At 59.2% G+C, this 26,083-nt stretch carries 21 protein-coding genes; 8 read left to right on the plus strand and 13 right to left on the minus strand.

Annotated elements, in window-relative coordinates; all coding sequences use genetic code 11:
- Positions 1-60: 60 nt before the first annotated feature.
- On the minus strand, positions 61-1,194 hold the full coding sequence (locus F552_RS0115845; RefSeq protein ID WP_018152745.1) for a methyl-accepting chemotaxis protein: 1,134 nt from the start codon (positions 1,192-1,194) through the stop codon (positions 61-63).
- A 150-nt stretch (positions 1,195-1,344) separates the two neighbouring features.
- Positions 1,345-3,123 carry an arsenical pump-driving ATPase gene (gene arsA / locus F552_RS0115850; RefSeq protein WP_018152746.1) on the minus strand — a complete coding sequence of 593 codons (1,779 nt, stop codon included), beginning with the start codon at positions 3,121-3,123 and terminating at the stop codon, positions 1,345-1,347.
- A gap of 118 nt (positions 3,124-3,241) precedes the next feature.
- On the opposite strand from arsA, the gene F552_RS0115855 reads away from it, so the two are divergent.
- A complete protein-coding gene (locus F552_RS0115855) occupies positions 3,242-3,565 on the plus strand; it encodes an ArsR/SmtB family transcription factor (RefSeq protein ID WP_018152747.1) in 324 nt (107 codons plus the stop codon).
- A 12-nt stretch (positions 3,566-3,577) separates the two neighbouring features.
- On the plus strand, positions 3,578-4,063 hold the full coding sequence (locus tag F552_RS0115860; protein WP_018152748.1) for an ArsI/CadI family heavy metal resistance metalloenzyme: 486 nt from the start codon (positions 3,578-3,580) through the stop codon (positions 4,061-4,063).
- A gap of 98 nt (positions 4,064-4,161) precedes the next feature.
- Here F552_RS0115860 and arsB read toward each other — a convergent pair whose 3' ends face one another.
- From arsB to F552_RS0115885, 5 genes are all read right to left on the minus strand, one after another.
- Entirely contained in the window at positions 4,162-5,205 is a 1,044-nt protein-coding gene (gene arsB, locus F552_RS0115865; protein ID WP_018152749.1) for an ACR3 family arsenite efflux transporter, read from the minus strand.
- A gap of 44 nt (positions 5,206-5,249) precedes the next feature.
- Positions 5,250-5,702, minus strand: a complete 453-nt coding sequence (locus F552_RS0115870) for a protein-tyrosine phosphatase family protein (RefSeq protein ID WP_018152750.1) — start codon at positions 5,700-5,702, stop codon at positions 5,250-5,252.
- Positions 5,703-5,708: 6 nt separating this feature from the next.
- A complete protein-coding gene (locus F552_RS0115875; protein WP_018152751.1) occupies positions 5,709-6,188 on the minus strand; it encodes an arsenate reductase ArsC in 480 nt (159 codons plus the stop codon).
- Between the two features lie 24 nt (positions 6,189-6,212).
- Positions 6,213-6,563 (minus strand): ArsR/SmtB family transcription factor, encoded by a 351-nt coding sequence (locus F552_RS0115880; protein WP_018152752.1) that lies wholly within the window; start codon positions 6,561-6,563, stop codon positions 6,213-6,215.
- A gap of 99 nt (positions 6,564-6,662) precedes the next feature.
- The gene (locus F552_RS0115885; protein WP_018152753.1) at positions 6,663-8,282 is read right to left on the minus strand and encodes a methyl-accepting chemotaxis protein; all 1,620 of its coding nucleotides are present in this window, start codon (positions 8,280-8,282) and stop codon (positions 6,663-6,665) included.
- Between the two features lie 219 nt (positions 8,283-8,501).
- On the opposite strand from F552_RS0115885, the gene F552_RS0115890 reads away from it, so the two are divergent.
- Complete coding sequence (locus F552_RS0115890) at positions 8,502-10,034, plus strand: sensor domain-containing diguanylate cyclase (protein ID WP_018152754.1); 1,533 nt, start codon at positions 8,502-8,504, stop codon at positions 10,032-10,034.
- 113 nt (positions 10,035-10,147) lie between these two features.
- On the opposite strand, the gene F552_RS0115895 is transcribed toward F552_RS0115890, so the two are convergent.
- Positions 10,148-11,632: an amino acid permease gene (locus tag F552_RS0115895; protein ID WP_156802352.1), complete on the minus strand. Its 1,485-nt coding sequence runs from the start codon at positions 11,630-11,632 to the stop codon at positions 10,148-10,150.
- A 414-nt stretch (positions 11,633-12,046) separates the two neighbouring features.
- Between F552_RS0115895 and F552_RS0115900 the strand changes: the two genes are divergently transcribed.
- Both F552_RS0115900 and F552_RS0115905 read left to right on the plus strand, forming a co-directional pair.
- A complete protein-coding gene (locus F552_RS0115900) occupies positions 12,047-13,318 on the plus strand; it encodes a voltage-gated chloride channel family protein (RefSeq protein WP_018152756.1) in 1,272 nt (423 codons plus the stop codon).
- Between the two features lie 64 nt (positions 13,319-13,382).
- Positions 13,383-14,591: an MFS transporter gene (locus tag F552_RS0115905; RefSeq protein WP_018152757.1), complete on the plus strand. Its 1,209-nt coding sequence runs from the start codon at positions 13,383-13,385 to the stop codon at positions 14,589-14,591.
- 76 nt (positions 14,592-14,667) lie between these two features.
- Here F552_RS0115905 and F552_RS0115910 read toward each other — a convergent pair whose 3' ends face one another.
- The 5 genes from F552_RS0115910 to F552_RS0115930 all read right to left on the minus strand — a co-directional run bounded on the left by F552_RS0115910 (position 14,668) and on the right by F552_RS0115930 (position 17,717).
- Positions 14,668-15,204, minus strand: a complete 537-nt coding sequence (locus F552_RS0115910) for a DUF4337 domain-containing protein (protein WP_018152758.1) — start codon at positions 15,202-15,204, stop codon at positions 14,668-14,670.
- 73 nt (positions 15,205-15,277) lie between these two features.
- Positions 15,278-15,457, minus strand: coding sequence for a hypothetical protein (locus tag F552_RS20585; protein ID WP_156802353.1), 180 nt, complete (start codon positions 15,455-15,457; stop codon positions 15,278-15,280).
- A gap of 140 nt (positions 15,458-15,597) precedes the next feature.
- The gene (locus F552_RS0115920; RefSeq protein ID WP_018152760.1) at positions 15,598-15,948 is read right to left on the minus strand and encodes a carboxymuconolactone decarboxylase family protein; all 351 of its coding nucleotides are present in this window, start codon (positions 15,946-15,948) and stop codon (positions 15,598-15,600) included.
- Positions 15,949-15,991: 43 nt separating this feature from the next.
- Positions 15,992-16,378: a rhodanese-like domain-containing protein gene (locus F552_RS0115925; protein ID WP_018152761.1), complete on the minus strand. Its 387-nt coding sequence runs from the start codon at positions 16,376-16,378 to the stop codon at positions 15,992-15,994.
- 49 nt (positions 16,379-16,427) lie between these two features.
- Entirely contained in the window at positions 16,428-17,717 is a 1,290-nt protein-coding gene (locus tag F552_RS0115930) for an NAD(P)/FAD-dependent oxidoreductase (RefSeq protein ID WP_018152762.1), read from the minus strand.
- Positions 17,718-18,077: 360 nt separating this feature from the next.
- On the opposite strand from F552_RS0115930, the gene F552_RS0115935 reads away from it, so the two are divergent.
- From F552_RS0115935 to F552_RS19615, 3 genes are all read left to right on the plus strand, one after another.
- A complete protein-coding gene (locus F552_RS0115935; RefSeq protein ID WP_018152763.1) occupies positions 18,078-18,455 on the plus strand; it encodes a group III truncated hemoglobin in 378 nt (125 codons plus the stop codon).
- 552 nt (positions 18,456-19,007) lie between these two features.
- Complete coding sequence (locus F552_RS0115940) at positions 19,008-21,494, plus strand: EAL domain-containing protein (protein WP_018152764.1); 2,487 nt, start codon at positions 19,008-19,010, stop codon at positions 21,492-21,494.
- Between the two features lie 63 nt (positions 21,495-21,557).
- The gene (locus F552_RS19615) at positions 21,558-26,066 is read left to right on the plus strand and encodes a PAS domain-containing hybrid sensor histidine kinase/response regulator (protein WP_156802354.1); all 4,509 of its coding nucleotides are present in this window, start codon (positions 21,558-21,560) and stop codon (positions 26,064-26,066) included.
- Positions 26,067-26,083: the final 17 nt, after the last annotated feature.

A 26,083-nucleotide genomic window follows, 5' to 3' on the forward strand; every position in this document is an offset into this window, starting at 1 on the left:
TAAAAAACCCCATGCACAGACGTGACATGGGGTTTTTTGTTAGGTGACAACAGCCGGGTCTTAGTGGCTGTGGCTGCCTTCATGCATGCACAGCAGGTTTGGATGGCTTTCGCCGTTGTCGGCCATTTGCTCCAGACTCTGGATCACCGCCATGCTGGCTGCTTCCATGTCCTGCAAGGCGTGCAGCATCTCCTCCGAACGACCGGCATGCTTGGCGCGCACGGCCAGTTGGGCTGCATGATGCACTTTCTCGTGCGGGCGCTCCAGCTCGCGATAACCGCTCAGTTGCGAGAAACAGGCATGCCCTTCGCCCTGATAATACCATTGTCCCAGACGGCATTCGGTATGCGAGGCAAAGCTGCTTTCTGCATCATTAGACAAGCCGAACAGCACCTGATACACGCGGAACTTGAACAGCAGGTGGTCTACCTTGGCCAGCTCGCAGAACCCGCGCAATGCAGAAGCAGATACGGTCAGCTCCATGCCGGACGACATTTCAAACAGCTTGTGCATGATCTCGGCGGCCTGCTGGCCTTCCTGACTGAAGGTACCGGCTTCGTTCGCCAGCGATTCCATGCTGTTGCGGCTGTCTTTGCTCTCGATACTGATCTGCGATACCAGGGTGGAAATTTCGCTGGTGGCGTTGGTGGTGCGCTCGGCCAGTTTGCGCACTTCATCGGCGACCACTGCAAAACCGCGCCCTTGCTCGCCCGCACGTGCCGCTTCGATGGACGCATTCAGCGCCAGCAGGTTGGTCTGGTCGGCAATTTCCTTGATCAGCTGCACAATGCCGCTAATGGCCTGGGCTCGGGTATCCAGCGTGCCTACCTGGGAAGCGGCCTGACTGGAACTGCTGGCCAACGTGGCCAGGCGGCTGGCGATTTCCTGCACCGCCGCGCGGCCGGACTCGGACAGGTCCTGTGCCTCGACGGCCTGGGATTTCTGGTTGCGCATGGCATTGGCCAGGTCAGCCAGTGAAGTCTGGGTTTCAGTAATCGACATGCCGAACGACTGAAGATTCTGCACCAGTTTCTGCATGTCTTCTGCCATTGCACGGCAATTGGCAGCCTCCTGAGCCGCGGCATCGGCTCTGGCAATGGCAGCGGCCAGCGCCTGCTCACGCTCTGCCAGTTGTACTTTTAACTGCTCGGTTTCTACATTCTGTTGTTGCTGTTTTTTTGCCCCAAACCACATAGCCCGTTCCCTTGTTTATCCAGTATATGAATCTTATGTGTACTGCCCGGTCAGATTATGGCACACATCACGGATGGATTGACTGAGCTATCTCAAAAGTCAGTTCGCCCTGTGTCCGGCATGTCATTTACCTTGATCCGTCGTGACACGTCACGCCCCCTCATGACGTTCCTTCAGCAGGTCTGCCAGCGCGGCAACGCCAACTGGCGGTTCGGGTGTCCAAGGTACGACATAAACTTCGTGCCGGGTTTGCGCGGTGATGCGCGTCATCTGTTTGCGTTCGCCCGCCAATCGGGCACGCAGCAGGGGGTCCTGGGTGTCAGTGGCCAGCAACGATTTGTTGACCACCCAGGCAAACGGCTCGATGCTGGCACGGCGCAAGTCTGCTTGCAGCGCAGCCGCCTGTGACACCGGCGTGGCTTCCGGCAGGGTCACCAGGATGATGCGGGTATAGTCAGCATCTTGCAGGCGCATCAGCGGCGTCACGATATTGCCAGATCCCTTGCCCTCGAACTCGCGCATCATCTGCCGGTGATACGCACCGGTGGCATCCATCAGTAGCAGCGAATGCCCAGTAGGGGCTGTATCCAGCACCACAAAGGCGCTTCTGGCCTGCGACACCACGTGCGAGAACGCATGAAATACCGCCACCTCTTCCGTGCACGGGGAGCGCAGATCTTCCAGCAGCAGGGCAATTTCTTCTTCAGTCAGCTGCGGCGAGCGGGCCGCCACAATCTTGTCGATGTACTTCTGCGTCTCGGCCTTGGGGTCTATCCGCCCCACGCTCAGGCCCGGAACCTCCCCGTTCAGGGTCTCGGCCAGATGGGCGGCCGGGTCGGTGGTGCTCAGGTGTACCGTTTTGCCTGCACGCACCAGCCCTAATGCCAGCGCTGCGGCAATGGTGGTTTTACCTACCCCGCCCTTGCCCATCACCATGATCAGGCCGCGCTCACGCTGGCAAAGGTCGGTCACCAGCGCTTGGAGACCCGGATGGTCATCCTGTCCGGACGATATCGCCTTCGGGGTATCCAGCCCAGCTTCATCCCCCGTCAGCAAGCCACGGAGCGCGGGCAGGCCAACCGAATCCACCGGGCGCATGGGGATGACATCTGTCGGCAGTTGTCGCAAACAGGCCGGCATGGCCGCCAGTGCTTGCTGGCCGAGCCGTTCAATTGCCACGGCCACCGGATCATCCTGCCGGCTGGCCGTAAATACCGCATTGATCACCAGCCGCTGCTGGGTCAGCCCCAGTTCTGCCAACTCCAGCGCAGAGCGTGCAGCTTCGTCAATCGCCCCTTTTTCGGCACGGGTGACCAGTATCATGGTGGTCATGGCGGCATCATTGAGCATCAGGAGCGCCTGGTTGAACAGTTGTTCCTGCATTTTCAGGCCGGAATGCGGACCAAGACAGGAGGCTCCCCGGTCGTTCCCCGCCAGGAAACCGCTCCATGCCTTGGGCAAACTGAGCAGCCGCAGGGTATGGCCGGTCGGGGCCGTATCAAACACTACGTGGTCATATGCCTCGCCCCCTCGGGAAAGCAGGCTGGAAAACTCGTCAAAGGTGGCAATTTCGGTGGTACAGGCACCAGAGAGCTGCTCGCGCACGGTAGCGACCTCGTCAGCGCTGGCCGTCGCCCCCATCTGTTCCTCCACCCGCGCACGGTAAGCCTGGGCGGCTGCGTCCGGGTCGATATTCAGCACCTGCAACCCCGGCACGCCCGGCACCAGCACAGGCTGGTTACTGAGCGTAATGCCCAGCATTTCATCCAGGTTGGAGGCCGCATCGGTACTGACCAGCAACACGCGTTTGCCGGCGTCCGCCAGCGCGATGGCCGTTGCGGTCGATACCGAGGTCTTGCCCACACCTCCTTTACCGGTAAAGAACAAGTATTTGGTGGGATGATCCAGTAATCTGACGACTGACGGCATATGGCTTCCTTTTGTGCAGAACATCTGTCCGGCTCGCAACCTGCAAGGCGGGGGTCATCTTTTAACAATAGCACCATCTTACTATACAATAATTCCAGAAATATTGTATAGTAAGATCATGACAGAAAATGACGTAATCCGATCCCTCGCGGCGCTGGCGCAAAACATCCGGCTGAGAATCTTCCGGGCACTGGTGGTGGCCGGCAATACCGGCCTGACGCCAGGTGACCTGGCCAGCCAGCTGGAGGTTGCCCCCAATACGATGTCGTTCCATCTGAAAGAACTGGCTTCTGCCGGTCTGATCAGCCAGGAGCGACAAGGCCGCAACCTGATTTACCGTGCCTCGTTCGACACCATGAGCGCGCTGTTGGGATACCTGACCGAGAACTGTTGTCAGGGCAGTGCATGCCCTGACAACAGCACCACCACTTGCAAGTGCTGAAAGGAGTTTCTGATGAAAAGATTCCATGTTCATGTCCACGTGGACGACCTGGCAAAAAGTATCGCTTTTTATTCCAGACTGTTTGCCGCCGAGCCGGCGCGGGTAGAAGCCGATTACGCCAAGTGGATGCTGGATGACCCGCGCGTGAACTTTGCCATTTCCACCCGCGGCACCCAAGCTGGCCTGGACCATTTCGGGTTTCAGGTAGACGATGCCACTGAACTGGCGGCGCTGAAGCAGCGTGCCGAATCTGCCGACATGGCCTTGCTGGACGAAGGCAGTACCAGCTGCTGCTATGCCCGCAGTGAAAAACACTGGGTGACCGACCCGCAAGGCATCGCCTGGGAGCATTTCCATACCCTCGGCAATATCCCGGTATTTAATGAGGCAGACAAAGCCCCGGCCGCAGGTGCTTGCTGCGTACCCGTCCCCGCTGCCGAGAAGCCGGCTGCCGCCTGCTGCACGCCGGCCAGCAAAACGACGGGCACGTGCTGCTGACCCTCAGGCGCACGGCCTGACACAGAAACGGCCACCACAAACAGCAAGGGCCATCCGGGCACACTGTCCGGATGGCCCTTCTGCCTGGTTAATCGCCTTTAACGACGTTCGTACCAGGGCTTGGAACCGTTCACCACCTTCACCACCAGCAGCATCACCGGTACCTCAATCAGCACCCCGACCACCGTGGCCAGCGCCGCACCGGAATGAAACCCGAACAGGCTGATCGCCGCTGCCACGGCCAGCTCGAAAAAGTTGGAGGCCCCGATCAGGGCTGACGGACAAGCCACGTTGTGTTTCTCGCCCACGGCACGGTTCAGCCAATACGCCAGCCCGGCATTAAAGAACACCTGGATCAGAATCGGCACCGCCAGCAGTGCAATAACCAATGGCTGTTGCAGAATGGCCTCGCCCTGAAAGGCAAACAGCAGCACCAAGGTAGCCAGCAGTGCGCCAATCGACCACGGGCCGATCTTTGCCATGGCGGCCTCAAAGGCAGCCAGCCCTTTAGAGAGCAGTTGCTTGCGCCACAGTTGTGCCAGTATCACCGGTATCACGATATACAGCACCACCGAGGTCAGCAGCGTGGACCACGGCACGGTAATGGCAGAAATGCCCAGCAAAAAGCCCACCAGCGGTGCAAACGCAATCACCATGATGCTGTCGTTCAAGGCCACCTGCGACAGGGTGAACAGCGGGTCGCCATTGGTCAGGCGGCTCCAGACAAACACCATGGCGGTACAAGGCGCGGCAGCCAGCAGAATCAGGCCGGCGATATAGCTGTCCAGCTGTGCTGCGGGCAGCATCGGCGCAAACAGGTGGCGGATAAACAGCCAGCCCAGCAACGCCATCGAGAACGGTTTGACCAGCCAGTTCACCACCAGCGTGACGCCAATGCCGCGTACATGCTGCCGCACTTCATGCAGCGCGCCAAAATCCACCTTGACCAGCATGGGGATGATCATGACCCAGATCAGGAAGCCCACGGGCAGATTGACCTTGGCAATTTCCAGTCCGCCAATGGCCTGAAAGACCCCTGGCAGCAGCTGTCCGGCAGCGATGCCGATGACGATACATGTAAAAACCCAGAGCGTCAGATAGCGTTCGAACACGCTCATCGGCGCATGGTTGGCCTGTTTCATGCGAAACCCTTTTCATCCAAAAAATAGGTTGTACAACCGGCGGCTTAGCCTTGCGGATACAGTGTCTGCAGTGCCTGGCGTTGTTCGGGCTTGAGGCTGATCACCGGGCGAATGGCCTTGGCCATGGATTCTGCCTCGGCCAGCGTAGCGGCCAGACCCAGCTCCATCAGTACCCCCACCGCCACGGTGCCGGTACGACCTTTACCACCGCCGCAATGAAACCCCACCTTCCTGCCTTGCCTGTAAGCAGAGACAACCGCCTGGATGGCCTTGGCAAACAAGGGGGCTTGGGCATCGGTTGCCTCGTCCCCCAGCGGAATTTGCTGCCAGTCCAGTTGGCCCGTCGGGACCGCGCAACCGCTTGACTCGGCCCGCAGGTCGATGATGACGCTGACCCCGTCCTCTGCCACCATGCCGGGCACGTCACTGGCGGCCCCCAGATAGATGCGGCCGGAAATCAGCTCGTGCCAGGTTTTGTCCGGGTTGATGTTTGCCATGGCTATTTACCTCACCTCGGCCGCGATCTTGTCCATCGCCTGTTTCAGTGCGTGCGGGTCTTGCTGCAAGGTCGCCAGCGGCAGCGCCAGAAACGCCTCGATGCGCGCCCGCAGAATGCGGTAAGCGGTCATAAAGGCTGCGTCGATCTCTGCATCCGTGCCGGTGGCATGTGCCGGGTCTTCTACCCCCCAGTGAGTACGCAAGACCGGCCCCAGATAGGCCGGGCAGGTTTCGCCAGCAGCACTGGCGCACACGGTAATCACGATATCCGGCGTGGCAGGCAGGTTGTCCCAGGATTTGCTGTGGTAACCCTTGGTGCTGATGCCTTCTTTTGCCAGCAGCGCCAGCGAGCGCGGATGCACCTGGCCGGTCGGCTGACTGCCGGCGCTCATGGCGTGCCAGCCGGCCGGTGCCAGGTGGTTGAACGTGGCTTCCCCCAGAATCGAGCGACACGAATTGCCGGTACACAAAAACAGTACATTCATGATGAATTCCTTGCAGACAGTAAGTTAAGACGTGGCGGTGCGGGCGGGGGGGCAGCACACCGTCGCGGAGAGTTCTTCGCACTGGCCGGCGTCATCGGCACAGCATTCGGCGGTGAGAAAGGCGATCAGGTCCTGCATCATGGCCAGATTGGCGCGGTAACGCAAAAACCGGCCTTCCTGGGTAACCGTCAGCAAACCGGCCTGGGTCATGGCCTTAAGATGAAACGACAGGTTGTTGGGCGGCAAGCCCAGCCGGCTGGCGACATCCCCGGCGACCATGCCGGCATGACCTTGCCGGACCAGCAAGCGGAAGACGTCCAGCCGGGTGCCGGATGCCAGCGACTCAAAAAGGGTAGTAGCCAGTTGTTTTTCCATGATTCAATATTACATCAACTATTGAAATAATGCGATCAGCAATCACCGACATGCGGTCATTGCGCCCCCTGCGGATGATAGCCAGCACCGGCGCCAGACTCATGCCGCCGCCAATGACGCCGGCTGGCCGACTGTCCGGGCGTCGGTGCGAAACCAGCCCAGATGGTGGTTCAGTTGCTGCGAGGCATCCGTCAGCCGACCCATGGCGGGCGACAGGGTCTGCATCTGCTCGAAAATGCTGGCGGCCAGTCCGGAGACTTCCTGCCCGTGGTTCAAGATATCCCCGCTGGCGACGCTCTGGTGCTGGCTGGCCCGGTGGATGTCCTGCATGACCTGATCAATCGCGCCCATGGCGGTATCCACGTTTTGCAGGGCATCTACCAAGGTGTTCTGTGCCGACACGCTGCTGTCGCTGGCCGTCTGTGCGCTCTCCATGGTAGCGGCCAGCGCCTGGCTGGCAGTTTCTACCTGCTGCAAGGTATGGAAGATGCGGGCAGTGGCGTCGGTGGTGCGGGCGGCCAGTTTGCGCACCTCGTCTGCCACCACGGCAAAGCCCCTGCCCTGCTCACCCGCCCGGGCGGCCTCGATGGCGGCGTTGAGCGCCAGCAAGTTGGTCTGGTCAGCCACTTCCCGGATCATGGTGCTGATCTGGGCGATGTCAGCAATCGACGACTTGAGTTGTTCGGTATCGCTCACCGCCCCGCGGATGCGGCCAGACAGGTTTTGCAGGGTCTGCGAAGTGGCCTGAGCCATGTCGCGGGCGTTGGCGGTACACTGGTTGGCGTGCTCGGCATCTTGCAGCGCCTGGGTAATGTGCTGGCCAATCACGCCGTTGCTGTTCACGATCTGGCTGGCAGCCGTCCGGCTGTGTTCGGCCTTGTCGGCCTGTTGCCGGGTAATGCCGATCACGTCACTGGTCATCGCCAGGACCGACTGCGCTTCCTGGTTGCCCTGGCTGGCGTGGTCACGGATCGTGCCCAGCAGATCGGTCAGTCTGGCAACAAACCGGTTCATGCTGCGCGCAGTTTGCGATAGCTCATCTTGCCCGCCATCCGGCAACCGGACGGTCAGATCCCCCTCGCCCAGCAAGGCCGATGCCTGTTGCATGGCGGCAATCTGCCGTTTGAAGCGGCGAGCCAGCAGCGCCAGTGACAGGACAATCACCCCGCTTGCCAAAGCCAGCGGGCCCAAAATCAGCCATACCAGCCCCGCCAGGCGCGTCTGCATGGCATCTTCGGCATGGCTTAGCTGTTGGCGCTCAGAGCGCACCTGCTGGTCGATCAGGCCGACCAGCGGCATCAGGCTGATTTTGTAAGCCTCTTCCGGGATCGACAACGCATCTTGCGGCGCGCTTTCAGCAATCTTTAGCGCAGACTGCAAGTTGCGGTGGTAGTCCTGCCAGTAGTGCGTCGCCGCTTGCAAGAAGGCTTGCTGGTCTTTGCCCGGCAAGGCACGGGAGATGGTCGGGATCAGCCGGGTCGCCAGCTGATGAATCGTGTTGAGGCGGCTGGCCGTATCCGGCATCAGCGGGTCCGCACGTGACAGTGACAGCACTTCGGCTTTCAGCATTTGCAGGTTGGCGGTCAGCGTCTGCCTGTCGCGATACTGGTCGAACCCCTGATGCAAAGACCACAGCTGTTGGCTGCTCACAAACATGACCACCAGCAGGCAAGTCACGGCCAGCAGCACGGTTAACCACACACGTTTTACGAAAGACATAGCAAGCCACACAAAAGAGAATGGCTGGATTGTATGTATTTTATCTTACAGCACGATGACAAGCAGATAGTGGCAGGCTTGCCGCCTGCCCGCATCGCCCCTGGGTGTACAGATAACTCATTTGTTCTCTGAAAAAAATATTATAATCAAATGATCAAACCCTGCTTGTTTGCCAGCCCGGTTGGCATAAGCAGATTCATCCGTAAAGAAACACGAGCCATGCCGAACAAAATCAACTGGAAATTTCTGACCATCGTGCTGTGCCTCCTGCTTTTGGCAGGCGGCATCTACAACTATGTGCGCCAGGTGTCGCTGATACGGGCGGATACCGAACATGCTTTCCAGAGCCGTAGCGAATTACTGGGTAAATTTGTCGCCCTGCACCGTGACCAGGTGACCGTGATGCGCAATCTGCTGGCAGATCGCTACGCACAGACGGCAACAGAAGCCGCTCCGCCGCTTGGCACCAAGCAGCTCCCGGCACTGGGCGTCTGGGCTGTATCAGACAGCAAGGCGCTGGGCAATGCCACGGTGACAGGCGACCTGGCGTTTCCGCCCACCCCGGCCATGCAGCGCGAAATCGCCAGCGCCATCGGCATGACCCCGCAGATCAAGGCGGCCTTGCAATTCAATGCCGATGTGGTGTGGGCGTATTACCTGTCGGCCAGCCATTTCATTTATCTGGCTCCGCAAACGCCGGTGGAGCAGTTCCGTTTTTCCAATGCGCTGTATCAGCGTAGTTACTGGCAGCAGGCCAGCCCCAAGGCGAACCCGGCACGACGCATGATTCTGAGCGGCCCGTATCAAGATCTGGCCGGCAAAGGCTGGATCATGACCTTTGCCCAGCCGGTATACGATGGGGACCGCTTCCTGGGGGTGGTGGCGATAGACCTGCGCATCGACACGCTGCAGCAACTGGCCAACGTGAGCGATGCGCTGGGCGAAACCATGATGATCAGCGAGCATCATCATCTGATTGCCCGTCAGCACGGGTTTGAACCCGGGCTTCACGTCAACCCGCCCCTGACAACCAAACTGATCGACTGGAAAGAAGACAAAAGCAGCGACCTCTGGCTAAGCAGCCAGGTGGTCAAGGATGAGCTGTGGCTGGTCCACCGGGTGCAACGCAACCAGCTCTATTGGGCTGCCGCCCGCGAAACCCGCCCGCTCTGGATCATGATCGTGCTGATGGGACTGGTCATGGCGTTGTCTTTGCGCCTGAAAACCGCACTGGCCGAAGTGACCCGGCTGATGCACGTCGACCCGCTGACCCAGGCCCTGAACCGGCGTGGCTTTTTCGAGAAAGCCGACATGACACTGGCGATGGCCCAGCGCAAACAGCTGACGCCGGTGGTACTGATGATGGATATCGACCATTTCAAGAAGGTGAACGATACCTTTGGCCACGACACCGGCGACAGCGTACTCAAGCAGGTAGGCAGCTATCTGGGCAAAGGCTGCCGCCCGTTTGACCTGTTCTGCCGCTGGGGTGGTGAAGAGTTTGTGTTGCTGCTGATGCTGGAAGGCGCCGACGATGCCTTTGCAGTGGCGGAGCGCTTGCGCCAGGAAGCCCAGCGAACCCGCATCCAGCCGGGCGACCAGCCGGTCACCCTGAGCGGGGGGCTGGTCAGGGTTCAGACAGGTGAATCGGTTGAAGACGCCATCAAACGGGCCGACTTGCTGTTGTATGACGCGAAGCATAACGGACGGAACCATATCGAAGTGGAAGCTGCGCTTCGCCCGGCGACCTGAACGCTGCCGATCAGGATCGGCCCCAATCGACCCGCAAAAAAAATGGCCGGACAAGCAATGTCCGGCCATTTTTTTGTGCTTTGCCCTGGCGGCACCAAGGCAGGCCATCCGCGTTAAGACTCGGCCTCCTGGGTGACCAGGGTTGTCAGCAACGGCTCTTCTTCAGCATCCAGATCCAGAACCGGATCTGCCGCGGCCAGCCGCGAATTCTTGATGCTGTAGTTAAAGTAGATGATGGCTGCGACGGTGAGCCAGGCAGCAAACAGGATAAAGGTATCCATCGGCAAATCGGCAATCAGGTACAGACAGAACAGGATGCTGACCACCGGCGTCACCGGATACAGCGGCACCTTGAACCCGCGCACCAGATTTGGCTGGGTACGGCGCAGCACCATCACGCCAATCGACACCACGGCAAACGCCACCAGCGTGCCCATGCTGGTCAGGTTAGTCAGCACATCCAGCGGAACAAACGCGGCCAGCAGCGCCACAATCACGCCCACGATCATGGTATTGGTATTGGGGGTCTGGGTCTTGGGGTGGACCTTGCGGAACATGGCCGGCAACATGCCGTCACAGCTCATGGCGTACAGAATGCGGGTCTGGCCGTACAACACCACCAGCGTCACGCTGAAGATCGACAGAATGGCACCGACGCTGAGCACAATCGACGGCCAGCTCTGGCCGGTCATCTTGAACAGAATGGCCGACAAACCGGCTTCCTGCCCGGCAAACTCGCCCCACGGCTGGGTACCGATGGCCGACATCGCCACCACCATGTAGATCAGCGTCACGATCACCAGTGACAATACGATGCCCAGCGGCAGGTTGCGACGCGGGTTCTTCACCTCGGCACCGGCGGTGGAGACCGCATCAATGCCGATATAGGAGAAGAAAATGGTCGAGGCTGCTGCCCCGATACCACTCATACCCATCGGGGCAAACGGCGTCAGATGCTTGGCCTGGAAACCGGTGACGGCAATGGCCACAAACATCACCAGCACCGCCAGCTTGACCAGCACCATGATGGTATTGATCAGGGCCGATTCTTTGGCGCCACGCATCAGCAGCAGACTGCACATGGCCACCAGGATCACCGCCGGAATATTGAAGTAACCGCCATGGCCGGGCGGCTGGCTGATGATATCCGGCATGCGCCAGTGGAACACGTACATGAAGAATTCATTGAGATACTGCCCCCAGCCGACCGCAATGGCCGAGGCCGACACCCCGTATTCGAGCAACAGGCACCAGGCCACCCCGTAGGCAACCACTTCGCCAAGTGTGGCATAGGCGTACGAATACGAAGAACCGGACACCGGAATGCTGGACGCCAGTTCTGCATAGCACAGCGCCGTCAGTGCCGCGGTAATGCCGGCAATCATGAAAGAAATGATCACGGCCGGGCCCGCATGCGGCACCGCCTGGTTCAGGACCACAAAAATACCGGTTCCCACCGTGGCGCCTACACCCAGCATGGTCAGCTGAAAAAGGCCCATCGAGCGTTCCAGCCCGTCCGGGCCTTCTTGACGGCCTTCATCTTCGATCGGCTTGCAGCGGAACATCCGCGCCAGTAGCGAAGGGGGATTCGCGTTCATGAATACGTACTCCTTGTTCACACCAGGTTTCTGTACAGCTTGCGGCGGCCAGAGACACTGCCCTTGCTGCTTACGAGGACATCGGGTTGAGGTGTGGTCATTCGGTTGTGTTGATACGGTTCTGGATGAAAAAGCAGGGGGATGACACGCCATCAGACAGCCGCACTTTTTCAAGGTCGGCGATTATAGCGGGCACACCAGTCCGGTTATTTTGCGAGCTAATGATTTACGTATATTCATGACGCAATTCAGAAAATCCCGCTTTCCGGCCTGAAAACCACCCCGGATTTTACCCGGACCACATATTCCATCCGGGCGTGACCGGGTCGCTTATCCGGCAGGTTATCCACTATAATGCGAGCACCGGCATGCGGGTTCCACCCGTCCGAAAGCCCACCCTGTCATGGCAGATTCATGAAAACATCCGTCCCGTCTTTTGAAACGGCCTTGCCCCGCTACCTGCTGAAATGGGTGCTACTGTCGCTGCTGATTGCGGCGCTGGCGGGTGCGGCATCTACCTTCTTCCTGTTTGCGCTGGACTGGGCCACCCAGACCCGCATCCACCACAAAGCCCTGATCTGGGGGCTGCCGCTGGCGGGGTTTGCGGTTGGCTGGCTATACCTGACCTTTGGCCAGCACGTCGAAGCCGGCAACAACCTGCTGATCGACGAAGTCCACGACCCGAAAAAGGTCATTCCGCTCAGGATGGCGCCGCTGGTTCTGGGCAGTACGGTGATCTCGCATCTGTTTGGTGCCTCCGTCGGCCGGGAAGGCACGGCCGTACAAATGGGCGGTACGCTGGCCGACCAGCTGACCCACGTATTCCATTTGCAACACGAAGACCGGCGCATCATCCTGATGGCCGGCATCAGCGCCGGTTTTGCCTCGGTCTTCGGTACCCCGTTGGCAGGGGCGATTTTCGGGCTGGAAGTACTGGCCATTGGCCGCCTGCGTTACGATGCCATCCTGCCCTGCATGATTGCCGCCATTGCCGCAGACCAGATGGGGCTGCTGCTGGGTGTGCAGCACACGCATTATCTGATCGACAGCATCCCGCCCGTCAGCGCGTGGGGGCTGGTCGCGGTGTCCATAGCGGGCGCCCTGTTTGGCCTGACCGGCAAGCTGTTTGCCGAATCCACCCACTGGCTGGGTGCCCGCTTCAAGCAGTACATTCCCTACGCACCCTTGCGCCCGCTGACGGGCGGCGTGGTACTGGTGGCCGTCATCATGCTGCTGCCGGTAGACCGCTACATCGGCCTGGGGATTCCGGTGATTGTCGAAGCCTTCCAGCACCCGTTGCCGGTGCATGAATTTGCCGCCAAACTGCTACTGACGGTGGGCTCGATCGGCAGCGGTTTCAAAGGCGGGGAGGTCACACCACTGTTTTATATCGGCGCCACGCTGGGCAACACGCTGGCCCCCTTGCTGCACCTGCCGTTTGCGCTCCTGGCGGGTATCGGCTTTGTGGCCGTGTTTGCCGGAGCGGCCAATACCCCGATTGCTTCCACCCTGATGGCGATGGAACTGTTTGGCAGCGAGATCGGCATGTATGCCGGCCTCGCCTGTGTGGTCAGCTACCTGTTCTCTGGCCACTCCGGCATTTACAAGTCGCAGCGCTCCGGCCACGCCAAACACCGGCCCGTGCCGGAAGGCATCAAGCTGGGCGAGCTGGACCAGCACCGCTAACGCGCAGCACGCCAAACCGCCAGGCACAGGCTGCATAGACTCACCGACACGATTGGACACCGGCATGCTCGCCACCTTACGCTCCCTGCCCCGCACCGTCTGGCTGATCGGCCTGATCAGCCTGGTCAACGACAGCGCCAGCGAGATGCTCTACCCGCTGATTCCGTTGTACCTGTCGTCGGTGCTGATGGCCGGCCCCAAGGCACTGGGCCTGATCGAAGGCGTGGCCGAAGCCACCGCCAGCCTGCTGAAACTGTTTTCCGGCGTATTGGTAGACCGTACCCGCAAGAGCAAACCGTGGATGGTGGTGGGTTACCTGCTGGCCGGGGTGGGTCGCCCGCTGATTGCCTTCATCAGCAGCTGGCCGATGCTGTTGCTGATCCGCTTTACCGACCGGGTCGGCAAGGGCTTGCGCTCGTCCCCGCGCGATGCACTACTGGCCAATAGCGTCGACCCGAGCAAGCGCGGGCTGGTGTTTGGCGTACACCGGGCCATGGACAACGCCGGTGCCATTGTCGGCCCCCTGATGGCCGCCCTGCTGCTCAGCCAGAATGTCCCGCTCAAGGATTTGTTCTTGTGGTCTGCCATCCCGGCGGTCATTTGCCTGTGCCTGACGGCATTCATCCAGGAAGCCCCGGCCGAAGCCCCCAACCGCGAAGCCTTTGACTGGCAACTGGGCGACATGCCGCCGATGTTCAAACGCTATCTGGCGGTAGTGGCACTGTTTACCATGGGCAATGCGTCCAGCATGTTCCTGCTGCTGAAAGCCCGGGCCACCGGCGTACCGCAGGCAGAAATTCCGCTGCTGTGGGCCATGGTGTCGCTGGTGGCCTCGGCCTTCTCTGCCCCGCTGGCGGCCTTCTCGGACAAGATTGGCCGGATCCGCGTCCTGACCATGGGTTATCTGGCATTCGGCTGTTCGTTTGTGGGGCTGGGACTGCTGGAGAAGAGCGGCTGGCTGCTACTGGTCCTGTTTGCCAGCTACGGGCTCTTCATGGCCGCTACCGAAGGGGTAGAAAAAGCACTGGTGGCGGATCTGGCGCCGTCGCACAAGCGCGGCACCGCCTTTGGCTGGTTTAATCTGGTGACCGGTGCTTTCCTGCTGCCTTCTTCGCTGGTGTTCGGCTGGCTCTACCAGAGCCTGTCACCCATCTACGCCTTTGGCTTTGCAGGCGGCTGCTCGTTAACGGCAGCGGCCTTGCTGTGGTTTACCTTCCCGCACGCCTTGCACGATGGCGTACCCGCCAGAACCGCCAGCCGGGACCGCGACTGACCATAAAAAAGGCCTGCTTCCGGTCATCATGCCGAAAACAGGCCTCATGGCTTGAAACGTACTACCCCGGACACGGCTACATGAACAGCCAGAACCCGTTAAAGAAATACACCAGCCCCACCCCGCCGACCGGCAAGGCCAGATACCACAACGACTTCTGCTTGAACAACCCGGCAATCGACGACAGCAGAATCGCGACCTGGAAAAAGATCACCGCCAGCCCGAACGGCTGCCCATGCCGCTGGGCATCGTCACGCTTGGCTTCCAGCGCCTTGGCATCTTTCTGGATGGTATCTTTTTCATCCTTGTAACGATTCATAGTCTTGTCCGCCTCGGCAATGGCGGCATCGTAATTGCTCAGGTCCGGTGCACCATGCTGGCTGGCCAGATCGTTACGGGTCAGCGTCAGGTTTTGCCTCTGGATTTTGTACAGCGTTTCGCGAATGCTCTTGGCCTGATAATACGCCCATTGGTCAGACGCTTGCGCCTGGCTGATCACGCTGCGGGTGGAATAACCGCCCCCTTTAAAGGTAGACAACGTGGCACAAACGGCAAAAATCACTGTGGTCAGCGCAAGAAAATTCAACCACGGCTCTTTTTTGTCATCACTCATCCTGCAACTCCCTGATACTGCTTCATTCTGTTAGTAAGTACGGTGCATCTGGCCCTGCCGGGTCACACATATCTCAGGCAAAGGTATCAATGGTGCTGCCCTTGCCAGCCTCACGGGTTCTTTCCTGCGCAGACTCATTGGCCTCTTCACTCTTCGCCGCTGGCGGGGTAACGGGTGCGGCGGGCTGTTTTGCAACAGCAGGAGACAACTGCTGCACCATGGTAGACAAACTGCTAGAACCAACTTGCATCATGAACCTCCGGGTTAGCGTCAAATTGACGGTTGTGTGCCATCATAGGCCGGCAACCTTAAGCCAACCTTAATCCGGCAGCCAAAAAAGAACACGGCGATGCACTTGCATCGCCGTGTCTGTCTTGCGGGGAGGCTTTTTACCTAGATAGCCTTTTCGCCACCAAACTCCTCGTACGCCTGCAACGCCTCGGCTGCCGTCATCAAAGACGGTCCGCCGCCCATATAGATGGCCACTTGCAGCATCTCCATGAATTCGGCACGGGTCACGCCCATCTTGACGCATGCCTTGGCATGAAACGCCAGACACCCCTGGCAGCGTGCCGCAATGCCAATGGCCATGGCCATCAGCTCTTTGGTCTTAGAGGTCAGCGCGCCATCCCCATTGATGGCAGAGCTCATCTGGTAAAACCCCTGCATGGTGTCCGGGGCACTTTGCTTGATGTCTTTGACCTTGGCCGAAATCTGGTTGGCAAGTTCTTTGTAGCTGTCCATCTCTGATACCTGTCTTTGTCTGCCGCCCATGACGGCGGGTGGGTTATTCGAAGGAGACCGGTGCCGGCGTGACAACCGGCAGACTGGCCGCGGCCCAAGCGTCAAAACCGCCCGCCATCGACACGACGTGCTCATAGCCCATGGCTTGCATGGTCGCTGCGGCCAACGCCGAACGCCCACCCGTCTTGCAATACACCAGCACCGGCAATGCGGCGTTCTGCCATGCCGGGTTGGCCGACAAGCGGAATTCCAGCATGCCACGCGGTACATTCACGGCCCCTGGCAGATGCCCGGCGGCAAATTCGTCGGGCTCGCGCACGTCCAGAATCGTCCACGACGTATCGTCCATGCTCGCCACCACCGCATTTGTCGCGAGTTCCTTAACCTGTTGTTTGGCCGTCATGACCAGTTCGTGTGCAGATTTCAGCATTGGATTCATTACCTTTCTGTGTTTGGGTGAGGGGTGCGCCAGGCGCAGGTCAGGGTTTGTCTGCCGGCGGTTCCAGCCGCTCGATACCCAGCGCCTTCAGCACGTATTTTTCGTAAATGGGTTCAGAGGTGCCTGCCTTCATCTTGTGGATGAAATACTTCTCGAAGGCAATCTTGGCCAGATGCACCCATTTGCCTTTCTTGAACCAGTTCACATTCCGGGGCGGGATTTGCGGCAGGGCGACAAACGCCGCCCCGGTATCGCCCATGTCGGCCAGGCAAATGGCGTTCCAGCTGCCTTTGGCGGTGGCCGGCTTGCCGGCAATATCCGCCACGATGTTCTGCACAATCGCCGTGACCATGGTCTCGATCATGTAACCGGTTTTGGGTGCCCCGGTCGGCACCGGCGTGGCTTCTACCGGTGGAATGGCCACACACACGCCAGCGGAAAAGATGGACTCGAATGCCTTGCTGCGCTGATGGGCATCAATCTGGACAAACCCGCGCGGGTTGCACAAGCCTTCCACCCCGGCCACCGCATCCACCCCGCGGAAGGCCGGCAGCATCATGGCAAAGGTAAACGGAAGCAGATGTTCTTTCTCCACCTCGCCTTTGGCATTCAGTTCCGAGGTATGCAGCATGCCGTCTTCCACTTGGGTGGTTTTGGCATTGGTCACCCACTTGATGTCATGGTTACGGAAATCACTCTCCAGCATGGATTTGGAATCCCCCACCCCGCCCAGCCCCAGATGGCCGATATACGGCTCACTGGTAACAAAGGTAATCGGCACCTTGTGGCGCAGTTTGCGCTTGCGCAGGTCGGCATCCAGAATGAAGGCAAATTCGTAGGCCGGGCCAAAGCAGCTGGCCCCCGGCATGGCACCAATAATCACCGGCCCGGGATTCTTCAAAAATTCCTGATACGCAGCCCAGGTCTGCTCGGCATGGTCCACGCTACAGATCGAATGGGTAAAGCCGCCCATTGGCCCGGCGCCGGGTACTTCGTCAAACGCCAGTTTGGGGCCGGTGGTGATGATCAGATAGTCATACGCCAGCATTTCTTCGTTAGCCAGGGTCAAGGTCTTGCCCGCGGCATCAATTTTGTCCACGCGGCTGGCGATGAACTGGATGCCTTTTTTCTCCAGATACGGTTTGACGGGCAAAATCACATCATCGCGCTTGCGCCAGCCAACCGCTACCCACGGATTGGACGGTACAAACTGGAAATAGTCGGTCGCATTGACCACGGTAATCCGGTGCGAGGCATCCAGCTTGGCGCGCAGCTCATACGCTGCCGGCATCCCGCCGATCCCTGCCCCCATAATCACGATATGTGCCATGCCTGTCTCCTCGATAGTTTTTGTCACAGCGGCAAACGGACGCCACGGCAAGCAACCGTAGCAATTTCAGTCACATTACATTAACACTTTATAACTATATAGTAATATGGTCAAATAAATGTGCGCAAAATTTGATCAGGATTAAGGGGTAGCACAATACCGTGCACTGGCTGGCTTACAGGCTGCATCACCATTGGACTATTCCTGTTGCCCCTGGCTGCAGGTGATATTAGTTGCATTTTAAATGCCACTTATTTCATAATATAAAAGCGGCGAGATGGTAGCCCCCCTGAAGCCACGCAGGCATTGCTTTGGCCATGCCGCCACTCATTTAACCAGACACAAGACGCCCACCCGCCCATGCAAGACATCGCCACCGATATTGGCCGCCCGCAAATAGAAGCCGTGATCGACCGTTTTTATGACGCCATCCGCGCCCACCCCACACTGGCCACCCCGTTTGCCATTGTCGACGACTGGACACAGCACAAGGCACTGCTCACCCATTTCTGGTGGGTGTCACTGGGTGGAGAACGCTACATGAGTTACGATTACCAGGTAGCCGCCAAACACTTGCATGTCGGCTTTACGCCAGAACTGCTGGAAGAATGGCTGACCCTGTTCCGCAATACCATCGAAACCCATGTAGAAGCTACTTATGCCGCCCTGTGGATCAAGCGGGCCGAGCTGATTGGGGAATCCCTGCGTCTGATGCACCAGTTTCATGGTGCAACGTAACGGCTTGGCGTAAAGAAGACTCACTGACAGCCCGGATACCGGGCGGGTGGTTTGGCGGATATTGCGGTGCTTCATCCACCCTGAAGTTGAATGCTTAAGGTGCACAGGCAAGACCTGCCCCGTCGCGTACCCGTCACCCAAGCGCTACACACTATCTTCATTACAATCAGCTGCCCCCATCAATCTGACTACCCCCCCAGAGTGGATGGAACGTCGCGATATCTACCAGATGTTCCTGCCAGGCGACCTCACTTCAAGGCCTTCTTTCGCCACATTCGCGCGCGCCTGGCGGGGTACGGGTTGAACTGCCAGCGGTGATCAAGGTCCAATTTTATGTGTGGATTCGGCCGCTGTTCGGTGCCGTTTGACCCTGTTATCAAAATGTAATGACGAGCGCTTAATATGCCTTGATCATACCAGTACACTGTCCTATAGTAGAACAAGTGACACCCATGGTGACCATTCATGACCTGATGCTAATCCACCATTGTCTCTTGGGCTAAAGCCCCTTGGGACAAGGTGGTTTAAGGTCATGAAGCCAGGAGTTCTCGCATGTTTAATGAAGAGTTGCCCCAACAGCCTGTGCTGTTGATTGTGGATGACGCAATCAGCAACATCAAAGTCCTGCGCGAAGCGGTGCGGGATTTTGGCGAAGTGCTGTTCGCCACCACGGGCGAGGCAGCGCTTGAGATTGTGCGCACCCGCAAGCCGGATATTGTGCTGCTGGACATCGAAATGCCGGGGATGGACGGCTATGAGGTTTGCAAAACCATCAAGGCCGACCCAGCGCTTTGCGATATCGCCATCCTGTTTGTGACGGCACACAATGACCTGGGTAACGAGCTGGATGCGCTGCATTTTGGCGGCATCGACTTTCTCCACAAACCTATCAATGTCCCGCTGGTCCGGGCCCGGATTCAGACCCACCTGACCTTGCAGCAAAGAACCAAGGCACTGACCCAGACCCGGCAAAACCTGGCCGATGTGGTTGAGCATCTTCCCGCCTTTATCACCTACTGGGATGACCATCTGAATAACGGCTTTTGCAACGACCTCAAGGGTCGCTGGTTTGGCATTCCGGCTAGCCGGATGCGTGGCAAATCGTTTTTCTCGGTGATTGGGGCGCAGAACTTTGAAGTCATGCGCCCGTATATCGAACAGGTACTGACCGGCAAGAGCACGTCATTTGATGTAGGCCTGACCCGCGAAAACCTGCCGCTGCTGTATGGCCATGTGTCGCTGGTGCACCGGCTTTCCGAGCAGGGCCATAACGGTTTTCTGATGCTGATGACCGACATCACCGACCGCAAGCAGGCCGAACAGTCGCTGTTTGATGAAAAAGAGAAACTGCGCATTACCATCAATTCGATCGGCGATGCGGTAGTGGCGACTGACGTTAACGGGCTCATCACCTTCATGAACCCGATAGCCGAAGCGATGACCGGCTGGTTCGGGCAAGAGGCCATCGGCCAGCCGATTGAAAACGTCATGCCGCTGATTTCGGACGATATGCAGACGCCGCTCAAAAACCCCATCCGGATGGCGCTCAAGGAAGACCGGATTGTCTGCATGGCGCTGAACAGCTCTTTGCTCAGCCGCGACGGCCGGCGCTTTAGCGTCGAAGACTCGGCGTCCCCCATCCGCGACCACGAGGGAAACCTGACGGGGGCGATCATCGTTTTCCATGACGTGAGCGAAGCCCGCGCCATGGCCATCAAGATGAGCCACCTGGCCCATCACGATGCACTGACCAACCTGCCCAACCGGATTCTGCTGCATGACCGTGCCGAACAGGCCCTGCAGTATGCAAGGCAGCATGGCGGACGGATCTGCATGATGGTGCTGGACCTCGACCACTTCAAATCGGTCAACGAATCTACCAGCCATTCGGTGGGGGACAATATCCTGCAGGAAGTCGCCCAGCGTCTGAAGCAGATTGCGCGTTTCAACGACACCATCTGCCGCCGGGGCGGGGACGAGTTCATCCTGCTGCTGCCGGGGCTGGAAAGCGTAGATCAGGTGAAAGACATTGCCGAGAAACTGCGCCAGATCATCAGTGTGCCGGTGTTCATCGATACCCAGCGCTTTGATATCACGGCCAGCATCGGCATCAGCATTTTCCCGGACGACAGTTCAGACCAGGAGTCTTTGCACCGGCACGCCGATACGGCCATGTATCAGGCCAAGCAGGAAGGCCGCAACCAGTACCGTTTCTTTTCGGCAGCCATTGAAGAGCAGCTACTGGCCAAGCATCTGCTGGAAAGGCACATGCGACTGGCTTGTGAAGAGGGCAAGTTCGAAGTCTTCTACCAGGCCAAGGTGCTGGCGGCGACCGGGCAGATCACCGGCTTTGAAGCACTGGTACGCTGGCGCAATGACGATAACGAACTGATCTCGCCCTCGCGGTTTATCCCGCTGGCAGAGGAAACCGGCCTGATCATTCCGATCGGCAAGTTTGTCTTGCTGCAGGCCTGCAAGGATACCTGCATCTGGCACGGTCTGGGCTACCCGGTCAAGGTATGCGTCAACATCTCGGCCATCCAGTTTGAAGAAGCGGTATTTGCGCAGACCGTCGCCAGCGTTATTGCCGAGACCGGCATTGACCCGATGCTGCTGGAACTGGAAATTACCGAAGGGGTACTGGCCAAAAACCACCAGCAGGCACGCACCACCCTGAACGCTTTGAAGGCGCTGGGCGTGCAGATTGCCATTGATGACTTTGGCACCGGTTACTCCAGCCTGGCTTATCTGAAGCAGTTCCCGATTGACGTGCTGAAGATTGACCAGAGTTTTGTGCGGGACATGCTGACCGATAAAAGCGATGCCGCCATCATCACGGCCATTATTCATCTGGGCAAGACACTGGGCATGCATCTGGTGGCCGAAGGGGTTGAAAGCCAGGAGCAGGCAGATTCCCTGATCGATCAGGGCTGCGACATCCTGCAAGGGTATCTGTACAGCCGGCCGGTACCGTTCATGGAAACCACTGCCCTGCTGGAAACCCGGCAAGCCAGCACCCGCAACGCCATCCGTTCGTAAACGCGACTACCGTCACGGTATCGTACATCACCTACTGTATCAGCAAGGGAAGACCTGTTTACCATGCGATTACCATCGATGATCCCCCGTGTCCGTCTGACTATCCTGCTGACCCTGCTGGTCGGGCTGCTGCTCAGTGCTTATCTTTCCTATTCGGAACAGCAGCGCAATGCGGAGACGGTCAGCGTGGCGGTCAAGCAAGAGGCTGACAAGCAGCGCAAGGCGATTCTGGAACGCATGCGGCTGTATCAGTACGGCGTGCGCGGCACCCGTGGGTCCATCATTACCGCCGGTGAATACGGCATGACTCGCGAGACCTACCGGCGTTACAGTTTGTCGAGGTCGGTCGACAAAGAGTTTCCGGGCGCAATGGGGTTTGGCTTTGTGCGTCTGGTACCTCAGGCGGAAGAGGCGCAGTTCCTGAAAGCGGCCCGCAATGATGGCAGACCGGATTTCCACCTCCTGCAACTCAACCCTCATCGCGGCGACCGGTACGTCATCCAGTATCTGGAGCCGGCCGAGCGCAACGCGGCAGCCATTGGCCTGGACATTGCTTCAGACCCGGTCCGGCGGGCAGCGGCCGAGAAGGCACGGCTGACCGGCCAGATCCAGCTGACCGCACCACTGACCCTGCTGCAAGCCAGCGGCGCCCGCCAGCAGTCTTTTGTGCTGCTGCTACCCATCTACCGGGGCGGCGTCATGCCCGATACGCCCGCCGCCCGGCAAACCGCCCTGATGGGCTGGAGTCTGGCCGCACTGAACGCCAAAGCCGTGCTGGATACCTTGCCACTGAATATCACCGATCTGCATTTGACCCTGAGTGATGTGACGGACCCAAGCCATCCGGTCCGGTTCTTCGAGAGTGGCAGCGCACAGGGCCGGGCACTGTATCCGCAAAGCATGACGCAGGATGTGTTTGGCCGGCGCTGGCAAATGACCCTTGCGGCTCACCCGTCGTTCATCCAGCGTTTGCACCTGAGTTCACCCCAGCAGCTTTTCTGGACTGGTGCCCTGATTTCCCTGCTGGTTGCGGCACTGGCCGGGTTGGCCTCCCTGATGCGGTTGCGGCAGCAAGCGTTCATGGCCCAACAATCCCGCCTCGCGGCCATTGTCGAAAGTTCGGAAGATGCCATCATCGGCAAGACGCTGCAGGGCGTTGTCACCAGCTGGAACAAGGGTGCCGAGCGACTGTTCGGTTACCCGGCGACAGAAGCCATGGGCAAAACCATTGCCGAGCTGATCGTCCCGGATGACCTGCAGCCGGAAGAACGGCATATCCTTGAGCAGGTGCGGCTCGGACAGCGCATCCCTCACTTTGAAACTACCCGGCAACGCAAGGATGGTAGCCTGCTGCCGGTCTCGGTCACGGTATCCCCCATTCTGGGAGAGCATGGCAACGTGATCGGTGCCTCCAAGACCTTGCGGGACATTTCGGTTCAGAAACAGGCCGAACAAGAGATCATGTCGCTCAATACGCAGCTGGAACATCAGGTGGAAGTGCGCACCGCCGAGCTGCGGCAGGCCAACCTGCTGGTCAAGAACGTCTTGCGGGCCTCTTCCGAAGTGTCCATCATCGCAACGGATATAGACGGCGTTATCCGTCTGTTCAACCGCGGGGCCGAACACATACTGGGATACACGGCCGATGAAATGGTGGGCAAGTGTACCCCGGCCATTCTGCATTTGCCGGCAGAAGTCGAGCGCCGGGGCGCTGAACTGACGGCCGAATACGGCGAGACGATTGAAGGTTTCCGGGTCTTTGTCCACAAAGCCGAGCATGAAGGTGCAGAAACCCGCGAATGGACCTACGTACGCAAGGATGGCACGCATTGCATGGTGTCGCTGGCCATTACCGCCATGCGTGATGAACAGCGGCTTTTGACCGGGTTCCTTGGCATTGCGACGGACATTACCGACCAGCAGCAGCAGCGTGCCGCGCTGACTGCCGCGCGCGACCAGCTGGAGGTCGCTGCCAACGTGGCCGAGCTGGGGGTCTGGACCTGGGAGCTGGAGACGAATGCGCTGAAATGGAATGAGCGCATGTATGAGATCTACGGTTACGACAAACAGGCCATCTCGGCCGACCTGAATTATGCTCACTGGCGTGCCCGGGTACATCCGGATGATCTGGCCGATGCCGAAACAAGACTGCTGGCTGCCATTGAAGGCAAAGCCAGTTTCAACAAGGCCTTCCGCATCGTGCTCCCGGACGGAGCTATCCGCATTATCCAGCCGGGCGCCCATATCGAGCACAATACCAAAGGAGAGCCCATCCGGGTCACCGGCATCAACCGCGACATCACCACGCAGCAGCAGCTGGAAACCAGCCTGCGGATCGCCAAGGAACAAGCCGATGCAGCCAGCGCGGCCAAGTCTGCTTTTCTGGCCAACATGAGCCATGAAATCCGCACCCCGATGAACGCGGTACTCGGTTTGTTGCAACTGGTTCAAAGCACCACGCTGGATGAACGCCAGCGGGATTACCTCGGCAAGACCCAGGTGGCCGCCCAGTCGCTGCTGGGGGTTCTGAATGACATCCTCGATTTCTCCAAGGTAGAAGCCGGCAAGCTGCAACTGGACCTGCATCCGTTTGATGTAGAACAGCTGATGCGCGACATGGCCATCATACTGTCGAGCCATTCGGGCCAGAAAGACATCGAGCTGCTGTTCCAGATTGATCCGGAGGTGCCGAGAACCCTGGTGGGTGACCGGCTGCGCCTGCAACAGATCCTGATCAACCTGGCCGGCAATGCGCTCAAGTTTACGCTGGCGGGGGAAGTGATCGTCCGGTTGGCCTGCGAACGCCGTTCCGCCACCGAGGTGATGCTGAATGTAGAGATACAGGATACCGGTATCGGCATGACGGAAGAACAGGTCAGCCGGGTATTTGACGGCTTTACCCAGGCCGAGACCTCCACCACCCGGCGGTTTGGCGGTACCGGCCTGGGGCTGGCCATCTGCCAGCGGCTGGTTCAGCTGATGGGTGGCACACTGACCGTGCATAGCCTCCCCGATCAGGGCAGTACCTTCTCGTTTGCCATTCCGATGATCATCGCGGATCCGTTGCCCATGTTGTCGATGGACCTGCATGACCTGCCGCAACTGCGTGTACTGGTAGTGGATGACAATCCGTCGGCACTGGAGATCATGGAGCATCTGGTCCGTAACCTAGGCTGGGCGGCCACCCTGGCCACCACCGGTGAAGAGGCGCTAGCCAGCATCCGCGCTGCCGCCCGCCTTGGTGAACCCTTTGACATTGTCCTGCTGGACTGGCGTCTGCCGGGGCTGGACGGCCTGCGTGTAGCCGAGCAGATCAAGGAGTGCGCACCAGAGGTACCGCCTCCGGTGATCATCATGATCACCGCCTACGGTCGGGAAGTGCTTGCCAAACGCAAGCAGGCCCGCAATGCCCCGTTTGCCGATTTTCTGACCAAACCGGTGACGCCGGTTCAGTTGATCGAGTCCATCAAGAAAGCACTGAGTGCTCCGCCAGCCTTCGAATCGGACCCCGCACCGCTTGTCGTTCAGCCTAACCAGCCATTGGCGGGCATGCAGCTACTGGTGGTAGAAGACAATGCACTGAACCGTCAGGTAGCCTTTGAACTGCTGATGCTGGCAGGCGCCCACGTGACCCTGGCAGACGGCGGGCTGGAAGGTGTGGCGAAGGTACTGGTTGGCGATACCGTATTTGATGCCGTACTGATGGATGTTCAGATGCCGGATATCGACGGGCTGGAGGCCACGCGCCGCATCCGCGCCCATGACCGCTTTCAGTCGCTCCCCATCATTGCCATGACGGCCAATGCCTCCAATTCCGACCGGGAGACATGCCTGGCCGCCGGCATGAACGACCATGTCGGCAAACCGATTGACCTGGGGTCGCTGACCCGTACCTTGCTGATGCATGTCCGGCAGACGGGGTCGATCGAGACCTTGCCCCAGCCTGTCGACATCCATCTGGCGCAAGGGGTGAATATTCCGGCCATCATGGACCGGTTCATGGGTAACCGCTTGTTGTTCCGCAAGGTGCTGACACGCTTGCTGCCAGACAGCCAGCTGTTGCTGGATGACTTGTATCAGGCTGTACAAATGAACCATCACAAACCGGCCTCGGCCGCGTTGCATGCTCTCAAGGGCATGACCGCGACACTGGGCGCCGAACCGACGGCCCTGCTTGCCTACGGCATCGAGCAGCAAATCAAGCTCCTTACCGATACGGACCAGTTGTCGCACATCATTACCGAAGAGGTGCAACAGCAACTCAAAGCGAGATTACAGGCAGACTATGAGGCACTGGCCACGGCCTTTGCCGATAGCAGTCCGGCTGAGGATGCGTCACTCCGCACGCAGGGCACAGGCAAAGCGGCGCTGATCGAAGCCCTGGCCGATTTGCGTCCTTTGCTGCAAACCGCCAACCTGGCTGCCATGGACAGTGTAGATGCCCTGCTGCATCACGCCACGCCCGAATGGCACCCCTTGCTCCAGCCGCTGGCCGATGCGGTGGAAGGTCTGGACTTCCCCCAGGCCATCGAGGCGCTTGATCATCTCGTGACACAGCTTGACCTCTCCTAGACCAGCGCCCGGGCGGG

This window comes from Leeia oryzae DSM 17879, from assembly GCF_000376945.1.
In the GTDB taxonomy this organism is placed as follows: Bacteria; Pseudomonadota; Gammaproteobacteria; order Burkholderiales; family Leeiaceae; genus Leeia; species Leeia oryzae.

Bases quoted from the DNA above. Each gene is read 5' to 3' on its own strand.
- F552_RS20585 (WP_156802353.1), bottom strand. From the start codon at position 15,457: ATGATGCAAGTTGGTTCTAGCAGTTTGTCTACCATGGTGCAGCAGTTG.
- F552_RS0115900 (WP_018152756.1), top strand. From the start codon at position 12,047: ATGAAAACATCCGTCCCGTCTTTTGAAACGGCCTTGCCCCGCTACCTG.
- F552_RS0115910 (WP_018152758.1), bottom strand. From the start codon at position 15,204: ATGAGTGATGACAAAAAAGAGCCGTGGTTGAATTTTCTTGCGCTGACC.
- F552_RS0115845 (WP_018152745.1), bottom strand. From the start codon at position 1,194: ATGTGGTTTGGGGCAAAAAAACAGCAACAACAGAATGTAGAAACCGAG.
- F552_RS0115930 (WP_018152762.1), bottom strand. From the start codon at position 17,717: ATGGCACATATCGTGATTATGGGGGCAGGGATCGGCGGGATGCCGGCA.
- F552_RS19615 (WP_156802354.1), top strand. From the start codon at position 21,558: ATGCGATTACCATCGATGATCCCCCGTGTCCGTCTGACTATCCTGCTG.
- arsA (WP_018152746.1), bottom strand. From the start codon at position 3,123: ATGCCGTCAGTCGTCAGATTACTGGATCATCCCACCAAATACTTGTTC.
- F552_RS0115925 (WP_018152761.1), bottom strand. From the start codon at position 16,378: ATGCTGAAATCTGCACACGAACTGGTCATGACGGCCAAACAACAGGTT.
- F552_RS0115885 (WP_018152753.1), bottom strand. From the start codon at position 8,282: ATGTCTTTCGTAAAACGTGTGTGGTTAACCGTGCTGCTGGCCGTGACT.
- F552_RS0115940 (WP_018152764.1), top strand. From the start codon at position 19,008: ATGTTTAATGAAGAGTTGCCCCAACAGCCTGTGCTGTTGATTGTGGAT.
- F552_RS0115870 (WP_018152750.1), bottom strand. From the start codon at position 5,702: ATGGCAAACATCAACCCGGACAAAACCTGGCACGAGCTGATTTCCGGC.
- F552_RS0115895 (WP_156802352.1), bottom strand. From the start codon at position 11,632: ATGAACGCGAATCCCCCTTCGCTACTGGCGCGGATGTTCCGCTGCAAG.
- F552_RS0115880 (WP_018152752.1), bottom strand. From the start codon at position 6,563: ATGGAAAAACAACTGGCTACTACCCTTTTTGAGTCGCTGGCATCCGGC.
- F552_RS0115860 (WP_018152748.1), top strand. From the start codon at position 3,578: ATGAAAAGATTCCATGTTCATGTCCACGTGGACGACCTGGCAAAAAGT.
- F552_RS0115855 (WP_018152747.1), top strand. From the start codon at position 3,242: ATGACAGAAAATGACGTAATCCGATCCCTCGCGGCGCTGGCGCAAAAC.
- F552_RS0115905 (WP_018152757.1), top strand. From the start codon at position 13,383: ATGCTCGCCACCTTACGCTCCCTGCCCCGCACCGTCTGGCTGATCGGC.
- F552_RS0115875 (WP_018152751.1), bottom strand. From the start codon at position 6,188: ATGAATGTACTGTTTTTGTGTACCGGCAATTCGTGTCGCTCGATTCTG.
- F552_RS0115920 (WP_018152760.1), bottom strand. From the start codon at position 15,948: ATGGACAGCTACAAAGAACTTGCCAACCAGATTTCGGCCAAGGTCAAA.
- F552_RS0115935 (WP_018152763.1), top strand. From the start codon at position 18,078: ATGCAAGACATCGCCACCGATATTGGCCGCCCGCAAATAGAAGCCGTG.
- arsB (WP_018152749.1), bottom strand. From the start codon at position 5,205: ATGAAACAGGCCAACCATGCGCCGATGAGCGTGTTCGAACGCTATCTG.
- F552_RS0115890 (WP_018152754.1), top strand. From the start codon at position 8,502: ATGCCGAACAAAATCAACTGGAAATTTCTGACCATCGTGCTGTGCCTC.